Source organism: Harryflintia acetispora, from assembly GCA_004340125.1.
Lineage (GTDB): Bacteria > Bacillota > Clostridia > Oscillospirales > Ruminococcaceae > Harryflintia > Harryflintia acetispora.
Genome location: SLUK01000016.1, coordinates 1 through 16,218, shown reverse-complemented (window position 1 = coordinate 16,218; position 16,218 = coordinate 1). Strand labels below are relative to the sequence as shown.

13 protein-coding genes and 1 rRNA gene are annotated in these 16,218 nt (G+C 61.3%); 3 read left to right on the top strand and 11 right to left on the bottom strand.

Annotation, left to right across the window (positions count from 1 at the left end; all coding sequences use genetic code 11):
• Positions 1 to 126: 126 nt before the first annotated feature.
• The 8 genes from rpsO to EDD78_RS13430 all read right to left on the bottom strand — a co-directional run bounded on the left by rpsO (position 127) and on the right by EDD78_RS13430 (position 7,002).
• Positions 127 to 393 carry a 30S ribosomal protein S15 gene (gene rpsO / locus EDD78_RS13465; protein ID WP_147651030.1) on the bottom strand — a complete coding sequence of 89 codons (267 nt, stop codon included), beginning with the start codon at positions 391 to 393 and terminating at the stop codon, positions 127 to 129.
• A 203-nt stretch (positions 394 to 596) separates the two neighbouring features.
• On the bottom strand, positions 597 to 854 hold the full coding sequence (locus tag EDD78_RS13460) for a TfoX/Sxy family protein (protein ID WP_132085280.1): 258 nt from the start codon (positions 852 to 854) through the stop codon (positions 597 to 599).
• Between the two features lie 27 nt (positions 855 to 881).
• Positions 882 to 1,712: a putative ABC transporter permease gene (locus EDD78_RS13455; protein ID WP_132085279.1), complete on the bottom strand. Its 831-nt coding sequence runs from the start codon at positions 1,710 to 1,712 to the stop codon at positions 882 to 884.
• 59 nt (positions 1,713 to 1,771) lie between these two features.
• A complete protein-coding gene (gene cls / locus EDD78_RS13450) occupies positions 1,772 to 3,298 on the bottom strand; it encodes a cardiolipin synthase (RefSeq protein WP_079700499.1) in 1,527 nt (508 codons plus the stop codon).
• A 156-nt stretch (positions 3,299 to 3,454) separates the two neighbouring features.
• Positions 3,455 to 3,865, bottom strand: a complete 411-nt coding sequence (locus EDD78_RS13445) for a hypothetical protein (protein WP_079700129.1) — start codon at positions 3,863 to 3,865, stop codon at positions 3,455 to 3,457.
• A 53-nt stretch (positions 3,866 to 3,918) separates the two neighbouring features.
• Entirely contained in the window at positions 3,919 to 5,256 is a 1,338-nt protein-coding gene (locus EDD78_RS13440; protein WP_079700130.1) for a glucose-6-phosphate isomerase, read from the bottom strand.
• Between the two features lie 154 nt (positions 5,257 to 5,410).
• On the bottom strand, positions 5,411 to 6,598 hold the full coding sequence (locus EDD78_RS13435) for a D-alanyl-D-alanine carboxypeptidase family protein (protein ID WP_132085278.1): 1,188 nt from the start codon (positions 6,596 to 6,598) through the stop codon (positions 5,411 to 5,413).
• A 176-nt stretch (positions 6,599 to 6,774) separates the two neighbouring features.
• A complete protein-coding gene (locus tag EDD78_RS13430; RefSeq protein ID WP_079700132.1) occupies positions 6,775 to 7,002 on the bottom strand; it encodes an HPr family phosphocarrier protein in 228 nt (75 codons plus the stop codon).
• Between the two features lie 272 nt (positions 7,003 to 7,274).
• Here EDD78_RS13430 and mtaB point away from each other — a divergent pair, with 272 nt between their 5' ends.
• Both mtaB and EDD78_RS13420 read left to right on the top strand, forming a co-directional pair.
• Positions 7,275 to 8,567, top strand: coding sequence for a tRNA (N(6)-L-threonylcarbamoyladenosine(37)-C(2))-methylthiotransferase MtaB (mtaB, locus tag EDD78_RS13425; RefSeq protein WP_132085277.1), 1,293 nt, complete (start codon positions 7,275 to 7,277; stop codon positions 8,565 to 8,567).
• Positions 8,568 to 8,630: 63 nt separating this feature from the next.
• Positions 8,631 to 12,338: a phosphoribosylformylglycinamidine synthase gene (locus EDD78_RS13420; protein ID WP_132085276.1), complete on the top strand. Its 3,708-nt coding sequence runs from the start codon at positions 8,631 to 8,633 to the stop codon at positions 12,336 to 12,338.
• A gap of 229 nt (positions 12,339 to 12,567) precedes the next feature.
• On the opposite strand, the gene EDD78_RS13415 is transcribed toward EDD78_RS13420, so the two are convergent.
• Positions 12,568 to 13,929, bottom strand: a complete 1,362-nt coding sequence (locus EDD78_RS13415; RefSeq protein ID WP_079700135.1) for an MATE family efflux transporter — start codon at positions 13,927 to 13,929, stop codon at positions 12,568 to 12,570.
• Positions 13,930 to 14,040: 111 nt separating this feature from the next.
• Between EDD78_RS13415 and EDD78_RS13410 the strand changes: the two genes are divergently transcribed.
• Complete coding sequence (locus EDD78_RS13410; RefSeq protein WP_132085275.1) at positions 14,041 to 14,454, top strand: hypothetical protein; 414 nt, start codon at positions 14,041 to 14,043, stop codon at positions 14,452 to 14,454.
• Between the two features lie 30 nt (positions 14,455 to 14,484).
• Here EDD78_RS13410 and EDD78_RS13405 read toward each other — a convergent pair whose 3' ends face one another.
• Positions 14,485 to 15,837 (bottom strand): MATE family efflux transporter, encoded by a 1,353-nt coding sequence (locus EDD78_RS13405; RefSeq protein WP_132085274.1) that lies wholly within the window; start codon positions 15,835 to 15,837, stop codon positions 14,485 to 14,487.
• Between the two features lie 232 nt (positions 15,838 to 16,069).
• Positions 16,070 to 16,186: ribosomal RNA gene (gene rrf / locus EDD78_RS13400) — 5S ribosomal RNA — on the bottom strand.
• Between the last annotated feature and the right edge of the window lie 32 nt (positions 16,187 to 16,218).

Sequence of the window (16,218 nt, the reverse complement as noted above, 5' to 3'; positions counted from 1 at the left end):
TTCGGGGGTCCGATTCACTGCTAAATGGACGCCCTTTCCGCCTGGCGGGTACAAGTTTCTTGGCCGCGTAAGATGCGTAGAAAGGCAGGGCGGCTTAAGGCCGCTCCTGCCTTCTGGCACGAAAGACTATTTACGCAGGCCGAGCTTCGCGATCAGAGCACGGTACCGGTTAATGTCCTTTTTCATCAGGTAGTTGAGCAGGTTGCGCCGGCGGCCGACCATCCGCAGCAGCCCGCGGCGGGAATGGTGGTCCTTCTTGTGCTCCTTGAAATGCTCCTGCAGGTCGTTGATCCGTTTGGTCAGGATCGCGATCTGCACCTCGGGGGAACCGGTGTCGCCCTCGTGGGTGGCGTTCTGCTGGATGACTTCCAGCTTCTCTTCTTTTCTCATCATGATGGATTGCACCTCATTTTTAAATATTTGCCGGTAATCCAAGAACAGGGCCAGAGGTGTGCCGTCTGAATGCAGACTTACCCCCTGTTCTGAGAAAACGGTCATACAAATGATAGTTTAGCATACCGCTATCCGTTTGTAAAGCAAGTTTTCAAAATATTCCACAGAAAGTATGCGCCGGCAGCGGCGCTTTATGCCCCGCTTCACCGCAGAGTGCGGTGAAACGCCTTCAGCTCATCCTTGACTTCTTTTGGCAGGTCATGCCAGCGCACCCCGCGGATCGCGCCCTCCAGCGCATAGAGCATATTGACACATGCGCCGGGGTCGCTGCAGGCGCGCACCAGCTCGATGGCCCGCCTGCTGCCGAGCTGCCGCAGGCGTTCGGGCGTGTCGATCCCGGCGGCGAGCAGCTTTTCCTCATTCACCTTGCTGATGTTCGGCAGCTTTGCCAGTTCGCCCATTTTAAACCTCCGCTCCCTTCCTGTGACCTATTTCTGGTTTTCCCTTCTCTGGCACCGCAGCTCCTCGAGCGCCTCGCGCATCTGCTCAAGCCCGCCCTGGTGGCGCTGCGAGCGCATCCCCGGGAAGGCGCGCAGCAGCCTGCGGTGGATATGGCGGCTGCTCAAGCGCATCCCCGAGAGCTGCCGGGTGAGCGCGTCGATCCTCGCTTGCATCTGTTCCCGGCGCTCCTGCCGGCTTTCGGCCAACTCCTCCCGGCGCTCCAGAATGTTCTGCTCGAACTCCTCGTGGTAGCGCCTTGTCTTCTCTCTGATTTCCTCCCGCAGCGCCTCGAGCTTCTCGAGGTGCTCCTGCAGTGAGAGTATCCCCCGCACCGTGCCCACGGTATCAGCCACGAAGTAGCAGACCATCGCCGCGGCCAGCAGAAGCGAGAATATTTCCGGCAGGCGCAAAAGCAGCCGCTGCACCGCCGGATCGAGCAGCAGGACCACAAAGGAGGCCATCAGCCCGAAGAGCAGCGAGTTGCGCAGGCAAACCCGCCCGTGGAGGTTCAGGGCCCGCTTGGAGTAGTCCCACCACTTGGTATGGAAGAGCCGCTCGAGCAGGTAGCCGGTGGCGTACTCCAGCGCGCTTGTGAGGACCACCGCTGCCAGAAAGAGCAGGACGGGCAGCCGCGCGAAGGGGCGCAGCAGGTAGACGACCAAGAGAGCGCCAAAGCCGTAAACCGGGCAGAACGGCCCCGAGAGGAAGCCGCGGTTGACCAGCTCCCCCTTCGGGAGCGAGCAATAAACCGTCTCACACAGCCAGCCCAGAAAGCTGTAAATACAAAAGCTGAGAATTAAATTTGCTGCAACCAACATGGATCCTTCCCTCTGTCAAGCTGAAATCAAAGGGCCTTCCCGGCCGCCCCGTCCTTTTGTCACATCAGCGGCGCGAAGATGCGCAGCAGCGCCCGCCCCAAGCGGACATACCAGCGCGCGCCCGCCTTCTTTTCGGTGATCAGCTCGCAGCGCTGCAGGGTATCGAGGATGTCCTGCTTGACCGCCCCGACCACCTTGGAGAAGTAGAAGGCGACCCCGCACTCGAAATGCAGGTAGAAGCTGCGGTAGTCCATGTTGGTGGTTCCCACGATGGCGACCTTGTCGTCCGCCACGAACATCTTGGCGTGCACAAAGCCGGGGGAATACTCGTAAATCTTCACCCCCGCCTTGATCAGCGGCAGGTAGAACGAACGGGTGACCGGATGGACGAACCACTTGTCCGGCACATGCGGGGTCATGATCCGCACATCCACCCCGCTCTGCGCGGCAAGGGTCAGGGCGCCGAGCATTTCATTGTCCAGGATCAGGTAGGGGGTGGTGATATAGACATAGTTTGTCGCGCCGTTGATGATCTGCATATAGGCGTTTTCGGCCACGTTGAGCGAGTCGAGCGGCGAGTCGCCAAAGGGCTGCACATACCCGTCGCTCTCTGCCTCGACGGTGGGGCGGTAGCGCTCCACGTCGAACTCGTCCCCGGTGGAGAAGCACCACAGCTGCATGAAGAGCAGCGTCAGGTTCCAGACCGCCTCGCCCTTGAGCATGACCGCGGTGTCCTTCCAGTGCCCGTGCTTTTGATAGGCGTTGATGTACTCGTCCGCCAGGTTGATCCCGCCGGTGAAGCCGACATTCCCGTCGATCACGCAGATCTTGCGGTGGTCGCGGTAGTTGAGCACCGAGTTGACATGCGGGCGGAAGGGGTTGAAGACGCAGACCCGGATCCCGGAGGAGGCAAGCACCTTGTCATACCCCGGCGGCACCGTCTGGATCGAGCCCAGGTCGTCGTACATCAGACGCACCTCAACCCCCTCGCGCACCTTCTGCTGCAAGATTTTCAGCACGTCGCCGAACATCTTCCCCGGTTCGATGATGAAATACTCCAGGAAGATGAAATGCCTGGCCTTCTGCAGCTCCTCGAGCAGGTAGCGGAACTTGACCTCTCCCAGCTCGCAGTACTGCACCGAGGTGTTCTGGAAGACCGGCGCGCCGGAAATCCGGGTGATGTAGGCCGCCTGCCGGCCCAGAAACGCATCCTCCTCTCCCAGGGAGCGGCCCACCCCCTTGTGGGACTGCTCCTCCACAAAGGGGAGGATATCCTTGTAGTACCCCTCGATCTTCCGGCTGAGCCCCTTGCTCATGCGCTTGTCGCCGAACATCAGGTAGAAGACGATCCCCACGATGGGAAAGGCCATGATCAAAATGACCCAAGCCAGCTTGTAAGAGGGGTTTTCGTTCTTGGACACCAGCCAGATCACCGAGGCGGCGCTCACCAGCTCGAGCAGGGAGTAGACGTAGACCGAGGCCGAGGACAGGTAGACGACCAGGTTGACGACGAAGGCCATCTGCAGCAGGATCAGCACCGCCACGATCACCATGCGGCTGGTTAAAAATTTGAGAAGTTTTTTAATCACTAAAATTGCACATCCTTTTTTGTGGGGGAGGCGTCCCCGCGAGACAGGTCCGGCGCAGGCGGGCCCGTTCGCTTTTGTTTTTATGTCCAGGCAGCCGATAAAAATGGCGGACAGACCCCCGGTCCGCCCGCCATAATCAACCCATGTTCGCTGTCAGATCGCGTAGCCCTTGATATCCTCGGGCAGCTCGCTGATGTCGCAGGAGACGGTAAAGGTGATGTTCGCACCGCCATCCTTGGTGATGTTGTCAAGCTTTTTGACCATCTCGCCGAAGGCTGCGTAATCCCGCCCGCCGATTTTAAAGGTACCGTCGATAAACAGATCGGTAATATCATAATTGCCGGCCAGGATTCCGGTGAGGAAGCCGTAGAAGGCGTCGAACCCCTCGATCTTGAAGGCATCGGATTCAATCAGGCGGGCATGGTGGTCGATGTCATAGGTCAGCTTCATGCCCTTTTCCACACAAACGACGTTCCCGCTCGAATTTTTGACTGCATCATTGGTCAGCTCGACCAGACGTTTGGTCTTCCCGCTGCCTTTGTTCCCGATGATCAATTTAATCATGGTGTAGTCCTCCTAGAATTTATTTTTAATACTTGCGAGTAGAGTTCCCGTCTTTACCGGAGCTTCTCCTCCAGCGCGGCTTTCATGTCCTCGTAGCCCGGCTTGCCCAGCAGGGCGAACATATTTTTCTTATAGCTCTCCACCCCCGGCTGGTTGAAGGGGTTGACGCCCAGCAGGTAGGCCGAGATGGCGCAGGCCTTCTCAAAGAAGTAGACTAGCCATCCGAAGGTGTACTCGTCGATCTCGTCGACGTCGAGCATGAGGTTGGGCACGCCGCCCTCGGTGTGGGCGAGCACGGTGCCCTTCATGGCCTTCTCGTTGACCACCGACATGTTCTGGTTCGAGAGGAAGTTGAGCCCGTCGAAGTTCTGCTCGTCGTTCTTGATGAAGAAATCCTGCTTCGGGCGCTTGATGTTGACCACCGTCTCGAACATGATCCGCGAGCCCTCCTGGATGAACTGCCCCAGGGAGTGCAGGTCGGTGGAGAAGGTGACCGAGGAGGGGTAGAGCCCCTTATTGTCCTTGCCCTCGCTCTCGCCGAAGAGCTGCTTGAACCACTCGCCCATCAGGGTGAAGGAGGGGTCGTAGGTCACGAGGATCTCCATCTTTTTGCCCTTGCGAAAAAGAATGTTGCGCAGCGCGGCGTAGAGATAGCAGTCGTTTCTGCTCAGGTCGCAGTCGTTGTAGGCCCTGGTCGCGTCGGACGCGCCCGCCATGATCTTATCAATGTCCGCGCCCGAGACGGCGATGGGCAGCAGCCCCACCGCGGTGAGCACCGAGAAGCGCCCGCCCACGTCGTCGGGGATCACAAAGGTCTGATAGCCCTCGCGGTCGGAAAGCTCCTTGAGCGTGCCGCGCGCCTTGTCGGTGGTGGCGAAGATGCGCTCCTTCGCGCCCTCCTTGCCGTAGCGCTCCTCGAGCAGCTCGCGGAACACCCGGAACGCCAGCGCCGGCTCGGTGGTGGTGCCGGACTTGGAGATGATGTTGACCGCGACGTCCTTCCCCTGGCAGATGCTCAAAATCTCATTGAGATAGGTCGGGCTGATGTTGTTGCCGCAGAAGTAGATGTCGGGGGTATCCTTCTTGAGGTTGTTATAAAACGGGGAGCGAAGCAGCTCGATCGCGGCGCGCGCGCCGAGGTAGGAGCCGCCGATCCCGATGACGATCAGCACATCGGCGTTCTGCTGGATCCACTTGGCAGCCGTCTTGATACGGGAGAACTCCTCCTTGTCGTAGCTGTTGGGAAGGTCCACCCAGCCGAGAAAATCATTGCCCAGCCCGGATTTCGTATGCAGGGTATCATGCGCCGCTTTGACCTGCGGGGCGATCCCCTCAAGCTCGTGCGGTGCGACGAAGTCTTTTACATATTTTGTGACCAATGAAACTGCCATTCGTTTCGTACTTCCTCTCCTGATGAATCTCAAGGGCCCTGCCGCCATGCCGGGCGGCCGCCGCCAGGAAGGGCTCCTCCGCTTTCAAAACGGGGAAACTTCTTCATGTTACATTTTATCCTACCGCTATGGGAATGTCAACCGGAAAGCGGATTTATTCCACGCAGGGAGCGCCCATCGCAACGAGGCTGCCGCCGAGCTTCCCGAGCGCCCGCAGGAAGGTCATTTTCTTCACTTCTTCCCGGGTTTTGATCGGGAAGGAGCAGATTTCCTTCGAGTCGATGTGCACCACCACCCTGCCCACGGTCTGGTTCTGTTCCACCGGGGCGGTGACGCTTTCGGGCAGCGTGATCTCATAGGCGAGCTTGCCCTCCTGCGCGCGGGGGATGACCACCGTCTCGGGCGGCTCGGTGTAAAGCTCCGCCTGCTCGCGCACGCCGCGCAGCACCCGCAGCGTGCCGAGCTCGCTGTCGGGGGATTGGATGGGCGCGCTCATGAAGTTGCCGAAGCCGTAGTCGAGCAGCTTGCGGCTGTCCCCGAACTGGGCGTCCGCGTTGGGAGCCGAAAGCACCACCGAAATGAGCCCCATCCCGTCCCGGTTGGCGCTCGCGCACAGGCACTTGCCGGCGTTGTCGGTCGAGCCGGTCTTGAGCCCTGTGGTGCCGGGATAGTGGTAGACCAGCTTGTTGGTGTTGACCAGCTGGGTCTCCCCCGAGCGCAGCTCATCCATCCAGATGGAGGTGTACTCGGTGATCTTTGGGTGGCGCAGCAGCTCCCCGGCCATGACGGCGACGTCCCGCGCCGTGGTATAGTGGCCGTCCTCGTCGAGCCCCGTGCAGTTGCGGAAGCTGGTGTTCACCATCCCCAGCTCGTGCGCCTTCTTGTTCATCTTGTCTACGAACGCCGCCTCGGTCCCGGCGATCTTCTCGGCCAGGGCGACCGCGGCGTCGTTGGCGCTGGCCACCGCGGTGGCCTTTAAGAGCTCATGCACCGTCATCTGCTCGCCCGGCTCCAGCCAGATCTGCGAGCCGCCCATCGAGCTGGCGTAGTCCGAGCAGGAAACCGTGTCCTCGTAGGAGAGCTGCCCATTATCGATCGCCTCCATCACCAGCAGCAGGGTCATCACCTTGGTGATGGACGCGGGGGCCAGCTTTTCGTCCGGGTTTTGCTCATAGAGCACCTGCATGGTGGACTGCTCCACCAAAATTGCCGATTTCGCGGTCAGCCCCAGGCTCCCCGCCTGCGGGGAGGCGGCCTCCTCATTCCCCGCAAAGACCGGTATACTCAGAGAAAACAGGGCCGCGCACAGCGCCAGCAGGCCGGCGATCATCCTGGTACGCATACAATCTTCACCACACCTCACCTAAATTTAGCAAAAGCCTGGTATTATTGTATGCGCCTTTGTGGCCGGGCTATACGTTGTCCGCGCTCAGTTTGCGCCCGGAATGTCCGACATGCATGAATAGCAAAATATGCCGCAATGTTTCATTGCGGCATATCGTTTGCAGACAATATTTCTTACTGGATGTAGGGTTTGATCTCCTCGAGGAACTTCTCGCAGTTGTCCGAATGGATTTCCACCTTGATCGGCTTGGAGAGGTCCAGGCTGAAGATGCCCATGATGGACTTGGCATCGACCGCGTAGCGCCCGGAAATCAGGTCCACGTCGAAATCGTACTTGGAAACCATGTTGACAAAAACCTTGACGTCGTTGATGGTATTCAAAAGAATCGTTACACTTTTCATGATGATGTTGCCTCCATTCATTTTGATGCGTTATTTTAAGGATATTGCCTATATTTACAATATATCAGTCCGCTAGTTTTAAGTCAACTGCTAATTGTTTTGTATTTGTAAATTTATTATAATGGTTATAAACAGGATTACCCAATTGTCTAATTTGTATACAACTTGCAGAATATTCCATTTCGACCGGCCAAAATACAACCAGCTTTGTATCGGATTTTTGGCCGGTTTTCCCTTTTGCAGGAATCCGCAAACGAGCTTAAAGGAGCACTATGAAGGCTGCTTTCTACACCTTTGGCTGCAAGGTCAACCAATATGAAACCCAGAGCCTGATCGGCCAGTTCGCGGCGGCGGGCTTCTCGGTGCGTCCCATGGAGGAAAACTGCGACGTCTACGTCGTCAACTCCTGCACCGTCACCGGCGAGGGGGACAACAAGGTGCGCAAGCTCATGCGCCGCCTGCGCCGGGAGCACCCCGCCTCGCTGCTGGTGCTCTGCGGCTGCTATGCGCAGGCCTTTCCCGACGTCGCCGCGCTGGTGCCAGAGGCGGACGTGATCACCGGCGCCTCCAACCGCGGCGCTCTGCTGCCGGCGGTGCAGCGGGCGCTCAGCACCAGGGAGCGCATCCAGGAAATCGTTCCCCACCACCGGGGCGAGCCCTTCGAGAGCATGCAGGTGACCCACTTCAACGAGCGCACCCGCGCCTTTATCAAGATCCAGGACGGCTGCGAGCGGTACTGCGCTTACTGCATCATCCCCTTCGCGCGCGGGCCCTTCCGCTCCAAGCCCCTGGACGAGCTGGAGCGGGAGCTTCTTGCCCTCGCCGCGGGCGGCTACCGCGAGGCGGTACTGGTGGGGATCAACCTCTCAAACTACGGGGTGGACACCGGACGCCGGCTGCTGGACGCGGTGTCCCTCGCCTGCTCCATCCCCGGGCTCGAACGGGTGCGCCTGGGGAGCCTGGAGCCCGAGCTGCTGGACGAGGAAACCATCTGTGCGCTGGCGGCGCTGCCAAAGTTCTGCCCGCAGTTCCACCTCTCGCTGCAAAGCGGGTGCGACGAGACCCTGCGCCGGATGCGCCGGCACTATGATACCGCCGAGTACCGCGCGATCGTCAGCCGCATTCGCGCGCGCTTCGATCATCCCGCCATCACCACCGACGTGATGGTCGGCTTCCCCGGGGAGAGCGACGAGGAATTTACACAGTCCCTCTCCTTCGTGCAGGAGACCGGCTTTGCCAAGGCCCACGTCTTTTCCTATTCCCGCCGCCCCGGCACCGCCGCCGACAGGATGGACGGGCAGGTGCCCGCCGGCGTCAAGGCCGGGCGCAGCCGCCGCATGCTGGCAGCCGCCGCGGAAAGCCGCCGGTGCTTCCTGTGCTCCCAGGTGGGGCTGCGCTGCGACGTGCTCTTCGAGCAGAATCCCGAGGGGGACGTCTACACCGGCTATACCAAAAACTATACCCCCGTGCGGGTACATTCCTCCCGCGACCTGCGCGGGCAGATCATCCCGGCCGTCCTCACCGCGGCCGGGGAGGACGAATGCGAGGGCGAACTCGTAAAATAGCGCGGCGAGCCGCCGCGACTGGATAAACAAGAACCGCTGCCGCCAATGAGAAAGGGGACCCCAATGAGCGTTTACCGTATTTTTGTGGAGAAGAAACCGGCCTATGCCGTCGCGAGCGAGGAGCTGCGGGAGGACCTGCGTTCCGCGCTGGGGATCGAGCTGCACGAATTGCATCTGCTCAACCGGTACGATTTGGAAAATCTCAGCGAGGAGACCTTCTCCTACGCCTGCCGGACCATCCTTTCCGAGCCGCAGGTGGACGACACCTATCCCGCCTGCCCCTATGAGGAGCTGCGCGTCTTCGCCGTGGAGTACCTGCCCGGCCAGTTCGACCAGCGCGCCGACTCCTGCGCGCAGTGCATAAGCCTCGCCACCGCCCAGGAGCGGCCTCTGGTGCGCACCGCGCGGGTCTACGCGATCGACCGCAGCGTATCGGACCAGGACTTCGAACGGATCAAGCAGTACCTGATCAACCCCGTCGAGTCGCGCGAGGCGAGCCTCGCGCGGCCCGATACCCTAAAGGTGGCGTACGAGATCCCCACCACCGTCAAGACGCTCGAAGGGTTCACCGCGCTGGACGAAGCGGGGCTCCATGCCTTCCTCGACGAATACGCCCTGGCGATGGACCTGGACGACGTATGCTTCTGCCAGCAGTACTTTAGAGAAACCGAGCGCCGCGACCCGACCATCACCGAGATCCGGATGATTGACACCTACTGGTCGGACCACTGCCGGCACACCACCTTTTCGACCGAGATCGGGAAGGTGTCCATTGAGTCCCCCTACATCAAGGAGAGCTTCGAGCACTATCTGCGCCTGCGCGAGAGCCTGGGCCGGCAGGAGAAACCGATGACCCTGATGGATCTTGCGACCATCGGCGCCAAGGCCCTGCGCGCGCAGGGCGTCTTAAACGATCTGGACGAGAGCGAGGAGATCAACGCCTGCTCGGTCAAGATCAAGGTGGATGTGGACGGGGAGCAGCAGGATTGGCTTTTGATGTTCAAAAACGAGACCCACAACCATCCCACCGAGATCGAGCCGTTTGGCGGCGCCGCCACCTGCCTGGGCGGGGCGATCCGCGACCCGTTGTCCGGGCGCAGCTACGTCTACCAGGCGATGCGCGTCACGGGTGCTGGCGACCCGCTGGTCCCGATCGAGGAGACCCTGCCGGGCAAGCTGCCCCAGCGCAAGATCGTCACCACCGCGGCGGCCGGCTACTCCTCCTACGGCAACCAGATTGGGCTTGCCACCGGGCTGGTGCATGAAATCTACCATCCCGGCTATGTGGCGAAGCGCATGGAGATCGGCGCGGTGGTCGGTGCGGCCCCGTGTGAAAATGTGCGCCGCTCCCGCCCGCAGGCGGGGGACGTGGTGCTGCTGCTCGGCGGCAAGACCGGCCGGGACGGCTGCGGGGGCGCCACCGGCTCCTCCAAGGTGCATACCCTCTCCTCGCTGACCACCTGCACCGCCGAGGTGCAGAAGGGCAATCCGCCCGAGGAGCGCAAGCTCCAGCGCCTCTTCCGCAACCCCGAGGCCACCCGGCTCATCAAGTGCTGCAACGACTTTGGCGCGGGCGGCGTGTCGGTGGCCATCGGGGAGCTGGCCGACGGGCTGCAGATCAACCTGAACGCCGTCCCCCAGAAGTATGACGGGCTGGACGGCACCGAGCTTGCCATCAGCGAGTCCCAGGAGCGCATGGCCGTGGTGGTGTCCGCCGAGGACGCGGCGGCCTTCACCCGCCTGGCAAGCGAAGAAAACCTCGCGGCCGTGCAGGTGGCGGTGGTCACCGAGGCCCCCCGCCTGACCATGGAGTGGAACGGCAAGCGGATCGTCGACCTCTCCCGCGAATTCCTCAATTCCAACGGCGCCAAGAAGCACACCGATATTGAGGTGGCCTCCCCCGCCGGGAGGCCGGAGCCCGCGCTTCCCGCGGGCGCAAACCTCGAGGAGAAGCTCTCCTCCTTCATGAGCGATCTGCGCCGCTGCTCCCAGAAGGGGCTTTGCGAGCGCTTTGACTCCACCATCGGCGCGGGCAGCGTGCTTATGCCCTTCGGCGGGCGCTACCAGCTGACCCCCGCGCAGGCGATGGCGGCTAAAATCCCGCTGCTGCGGGGCGAGACCACCACCTGCTCGCTGATGGCCTTCGGCTACGACCCCGACGTGGCGGTGCGCAGCCCCTACCACAGCGCCATGCTCGCGGTGATCGAGTCGGTGGCCAAGGTGGTTGCCGCCGGCGGCGACTACCGCCACTGCTGGCTGACCTTCCAGGAATATTTCGAGCGGACCAAGGGCGACCCCAAGCGCTGGGGCAAGCCGATGGCCGCCCTGCTCGGCGCGCTCGAGGCGCAGATACGCCTCGGGATCGCCTCGATCGGCGGCAAGGACTCGATGTCCGGCTCGTTCGAGGAGATCGACGTGCCGCCCACATTGGTCTCCTTCGCCGTGTCGGTGGGCAACACCCGGCGCATCCCCTCCCCCGAATTCAAGGGGGCCGGGAACAACGTCTACCTGCTCGCCCCGCGCTATGATGAAAACGGGCTGCCCGACTTTGAGTCTGTCCGCGCGGTCTTCGATAAAATGCAGTCATTGATCCAGGCCGGGCGGGCCCGTTCGGTCTGGGCCATCACCGGCGGCGGGATGCTCGAGGGGCTTTGCAAGATGGCGCTGGGCAACCGGATCGGCTTCAGGGCGGCCGAGGGGCTGACGATGGAACGGCTGCTCTCCCCCCTCTTCGGCGGCTTCCTCTTCGAGTGCGAGGGGAGCGTCAAGCACGCCGAGCTCCTGGGCGTCACCGAGCGGGAATACCGCTTCACCCTGGGCGGCGAGAAGGCCGACCTGCTGACGGTCCAGGCCGCCTATGAAGGGAAGCTCGCCCCGGTCTTCCCCTATCTCACCCCCAATGGAAAGGGCGAGGTCGAGCGCTACGCCTACGACTGCCAGCGCAGCGTCAGCCCCAAGGTCGGCATTGCCCGGCCCAAGGTGGTGGTCCCGGTCTTCCCGGGCACCAACTGCGAGTATGACACCGCGCGCGCCTTCGCGCGCGCCGGAGCCGAGGCGCAGATCGTGGTGCTGCGCAACCTCTCGCCGCGCGACATCGAGGAATCGGTGCAGCAGATGGTGCGCGCCATCGAGGGCAGCCAGATCATCGCCCTGCCCGGCGGCTTCTCGGGCGGCGACGAGCCGGACGGCAGCGCCAAGTTCATCGTCTCGTTCTTCCGCAACCCGGCCATCACCGAGGCGGTGCACGGGCTTCTGGATCAGCGCGACGGGCTGATGCTGGGTATCTGCAACGGCTTCCAGGCGCTGATCAAGCTGGGGCTGCTGCCCTTCGGGCATATCCAGGATGTGGACGACAGCTGCCCGACGCTGACCTATAACACCATCTGCCGCCACCAGTCCATGCTGGTGCGCACCCGGGTGGTGACCAACCGCTCGCCCTGGCTGATGAAGTGCCAGCCGGACGACGTCCACACCATCGCCGTCTCCCACGGGGAGGGCCGCTTTATCGCCAGCGGCGGCATGCTCGAGCGTCTGGCGGAAAACGGGCAGATCGCCACCCAGTACGTCGATCTCGACGGGAATCCCACCATGGACATCCGCTTCAACCCCAACGGCTCCTATGCCGCCATCGAGGGGATCACCTCCCCCGACGGGCGCATTTACGGCAAGATGGGCCACACCGAGCGCGGGGCAAACGACCTGTTCCAGAACGTCACCGGCTTCAAGGATCAGCCGATCTTCGCCGGCGCGGTCGAGTATTTCCACATCTAAATAAATATAAAAGAGCCCCGGCTGTTGCCGGGGCCCTTTCTTTTGCCGCCATGGGGAAACCCCTTGATAGGGTTTCCCCACGCAAAAACCTCCCACAGGGAGCTTTTTGCTCCCCTTCCTGATCTTTAGGGGGATTTTATAATGCTAACTATCCCGAAAGGGGGCACACGGGGGGAAACGATTCGTTTCCAGCCCGTGAGGCGCACCGCTCGCAAAGCGAGCCTGCGCCTCACAGCCGCTCCTCCTCGCTGACCTGTACCTTGGTGCGCCAGATCCCGCTGCGCCAGCGCAGGAACATCACCAGCGCGCGCAGACATTCGTCGATGGTCATCGCCAGCCAAATCCCGGCGATCCCCATCCCGAGGCAGAGGCCGAAGAGCCATCCGCCCCCGACCGAAATCACCCACTGGGAGACGACCCCGGCCGCGACCGGGAATTGCACGTCCCCCGCCGCCTGCAGCGCCTTGACAAAGATGCTGTTGATGGTGTGGCCCATCTCGTTGACGATCTGGAACCCGAGCACGATCCTGCCCATGCGCAGGATTTCCGGATTATCCGTAAACAGCCCGAAGAGGAAGTCGCTGCACAGAAACATCAAAATCACGATGGGCAGGGTGATCGGCACCGCGACGCGCAGAGTGCGCATGGTGCGCCTATCGCATTCCTCCATCTTCCCCGCACCCGCCATGTGGCCCACCACGATCTGCGAGGCCTGGGCGAGCGAGGAGGTAAACATCGCGGCCACCCGGGTAAACATCATGGCGTAGACCTTGGTGGTGACCACCGCCGTGCCCATGATATTGAGGAAGGTCAAGCAGCAGGTCTGCGCGAGGTTATAGGACAGGTGCTCGCCTCCCGAGGGCAGGCCGATCATCAACAGCTTTCGCAGCAGATCGCCCGGGAAGGGGCGCAGCAGCCGCAGCGAGAGGCGCACCCCGATCTCCCGGGAAAAGAGCACCGCCATGATCCCGATGCCGATCAGACGGCTCAGGCAGCTCGCAATGGCGGCCCCCGCTACCCCCAGCGCGGGAAACGGCCCAGCGCCGTGGATCAGCAGCAGATTGCCCAGGATGTTGCAAAGGTTGATGACCACCGAGACGGCCATCGACTCCTTCATCAGCTCGTTGGACCGGAAGATCGCCGTAAAGGTGAGGAAGACCGCCTGCAGCGAGATCAGCCCGCCGTTGATGCCAAGATAGGTCACCGCATCGCCCATCAGCTCCTGCGGAGTGGACATCAGGCGAAAAATCGGGCGGTTAAAGAGCAGGATCCCGCCCGCCACCGCCAGGCTGAGCGCCAGGTTGACCAGGAAGGCCAAGGTGTAGAGCTGCGCCACCTTCTCCCGGTTGCCCGCGCCCAGGTACTGGGAGACCAGGATGGTGGTGGCGGTACTGATCACGCTGAAGACCAGAATCAGCATGTTGATGATCTGGTTGGCGTTGCCCACTGCGGCCACCGCCGTGTCGGAATAGTGGCTGAGCATGATCTGGTCGATGTTCCCGACCAGGATCTGCAGCAGGATTTCGATGAAGATCGGCCAGGTGAGGTGGAACAGTGAGGTGTTGGAATCCAAGGTGATTTCGCGTTGCATGGCCCCGTCTCTCCTTTTCGCTTGTTGCTTTCATTTTACATCCTCTTTACCGATTGCGCAAGGCAGCATTCTCGCCCTCTTTCCGCACTATAGAATAGAGGAGATGGTAAGATGACGAAAAAACGCATGACGGCGCTCATGCTGTTACTGGCGCTCACCGCAGTGTTCCTATTTGTGCTGCGCCCCTTTGGGCGCAGGCCGTTTGCCCATTTGAAGGAAGGGGACATCCTGTCGGCTTCCTTCTTCGTCAGCCCGCCGGGGGAGACGCTGCCACTCACCGACCCCGCGCAGCTCGATGAGCTTGCCGAAATCCTGCGCGGGCTGGTGGTCTACCGCAAGGATGATTCGGGCCGGGACTACGCCGGACAGCTGGTGGAGGTCACCTTCACGCTCCGGGATGGGAGCACCCACACCGCCGGGGCCTACAATCCCTTTTTATATCTGGACGGGGTCTGCCACCGGACCAAGTACCGGCCCTGCGAGGCGCTAAACGCCTTCGGCAACCGGCTGCTGCGGGAACAGTAAGGAGGCCGGGGGTGCCTCGGCCTCCTGTCGTCATTCCCGTTCGATCTGCACCTTGGTGCGCCAGACTCCGCTGCGCCAGCGGATGAGCATCACCGTTCCGCGCAGGCATTCGTCCGCCGCCATCGCCGCCCATATCCCGGCGATCCCCCAGTGCAGGACGATCCCCAGCAGGTAACCGATCCCGACCGAGACCAGCCACTGCGAGATGATTCCCACCACCACCGGGAAGCGCACATCCCCGGCCGCCTGCAGAGCGCGCACCAGTACAATATTGAGCGCACGCCCGACCTCGAGAGCCACCTCGACCCCCAACACCAGCTTGCCCATGCGCAGGATTTCGGAGTTCTGGGTAAACAGTCCGAAGAGGAAGTCGCTGCATAAAAAGAGCAGCAGGGCGATCCCGAAGGAAACCGGCACCGACGAGCGCAGGGTGCGCATGGTGCGCCGGTCGGCATCGTCCATCTCACCCGCGCCGACGAGGTGCCCCACCACGATCTGGGAGGACTGGGCAATGGCCGTGACATAGAGGTAGGCGAGCATCGAGAACATCACCGCATAAACCTTGGTGGTGACCACCGCGGTCCCCAGCATGTTGAGGAACGCGAGGCAGCACATCTGGGTCATGTTGTAGGAGAGGGATTCCCCGCCCGAGGGCAGGCCGATCAGCAGCAGCCTCTTCAAAAGATTTCCCGGGAAAGGACGCAGCACACGCAGAGATATTTCCCCGCCGACCTCCCGGCGGAAGAGGTAGATCATGATCACCACCCCGATCCCCCGGCTCAGGCAGCTGGAGACAGCGGCCCCCGCCACGCCCAGCGCCGGGATAACCCCCGCGCCGTTGATCAGCAGGAAGTTGCCGAGAATGTTGGTCAGGTTGATCACCACGGCGATGAACATCGACTCCTTCATCAGCGCGTTGGAGCGGAAGATCGCCGAATAGGTCATGAACAGCCCCTGCAAAAAGATCAGGCCGCCGTTGATCAGGATATAGGTGGTGGCGTCCCCAATCAGCTCCTGCGGGGTGGCCATCCAGACGAACATCCGGGAATTGATCAGGAAGATGGCCGCCGCCACCGCTAGGCTGATTGCCAGGTTGACCAAAACCGCCAGGGTATAGATCTGCGAGACCTTCTCGCGGTTGCCCGCGCCCAGGTATTGGGAGACCAGGATGGTGGTCGCCATGCTGACCACGCTGAACATCAGGATCAGCACGTTGATGATCTGGTTGGCATTCCCCACCGCAGCCACCGCCGTGTCGGAGTAATGGCTGAGCATGATCTGGTCCACGTTGCCGACCAGCATCTGCAGCACCAGTTCAATAAAAATCGGCCAGGTCATCCCAAACAGGGAGGTCTTGGCGTCGATGCGCATGGACTTTGACATAGGGGGTCCCTCCCTCGATAACTTTTTGAGATTGCTTTTAGCTCTTTACATAGCGGCTATTATAGCACATCCGCCTCCCCCTGCATAGCCGCATTCTTCACACTCTTTTGGGCTTTCGGGCTGTCTATTTTTGTTCAGATAGCGGGAAGAAGTGGAGGCGTTTGTGTTCTGCAAAATAAAAAAGAGAACGCCAATCAGCGTTCTCTTTTTTATGTCCGCAATCGGACACTGGTGCCGGCATCGACCTATCTTCCCAGGCAGTCGCCCGCCAAGTATTGTCGGCGCAGATGAGCTTAACTTCTGTGTTCGGTATGGGAACAGGTGGTTCCTCATCGCCATTAACACCGGCCATTGGGTTGCCTCCCAAAGTATTGGGAGTCT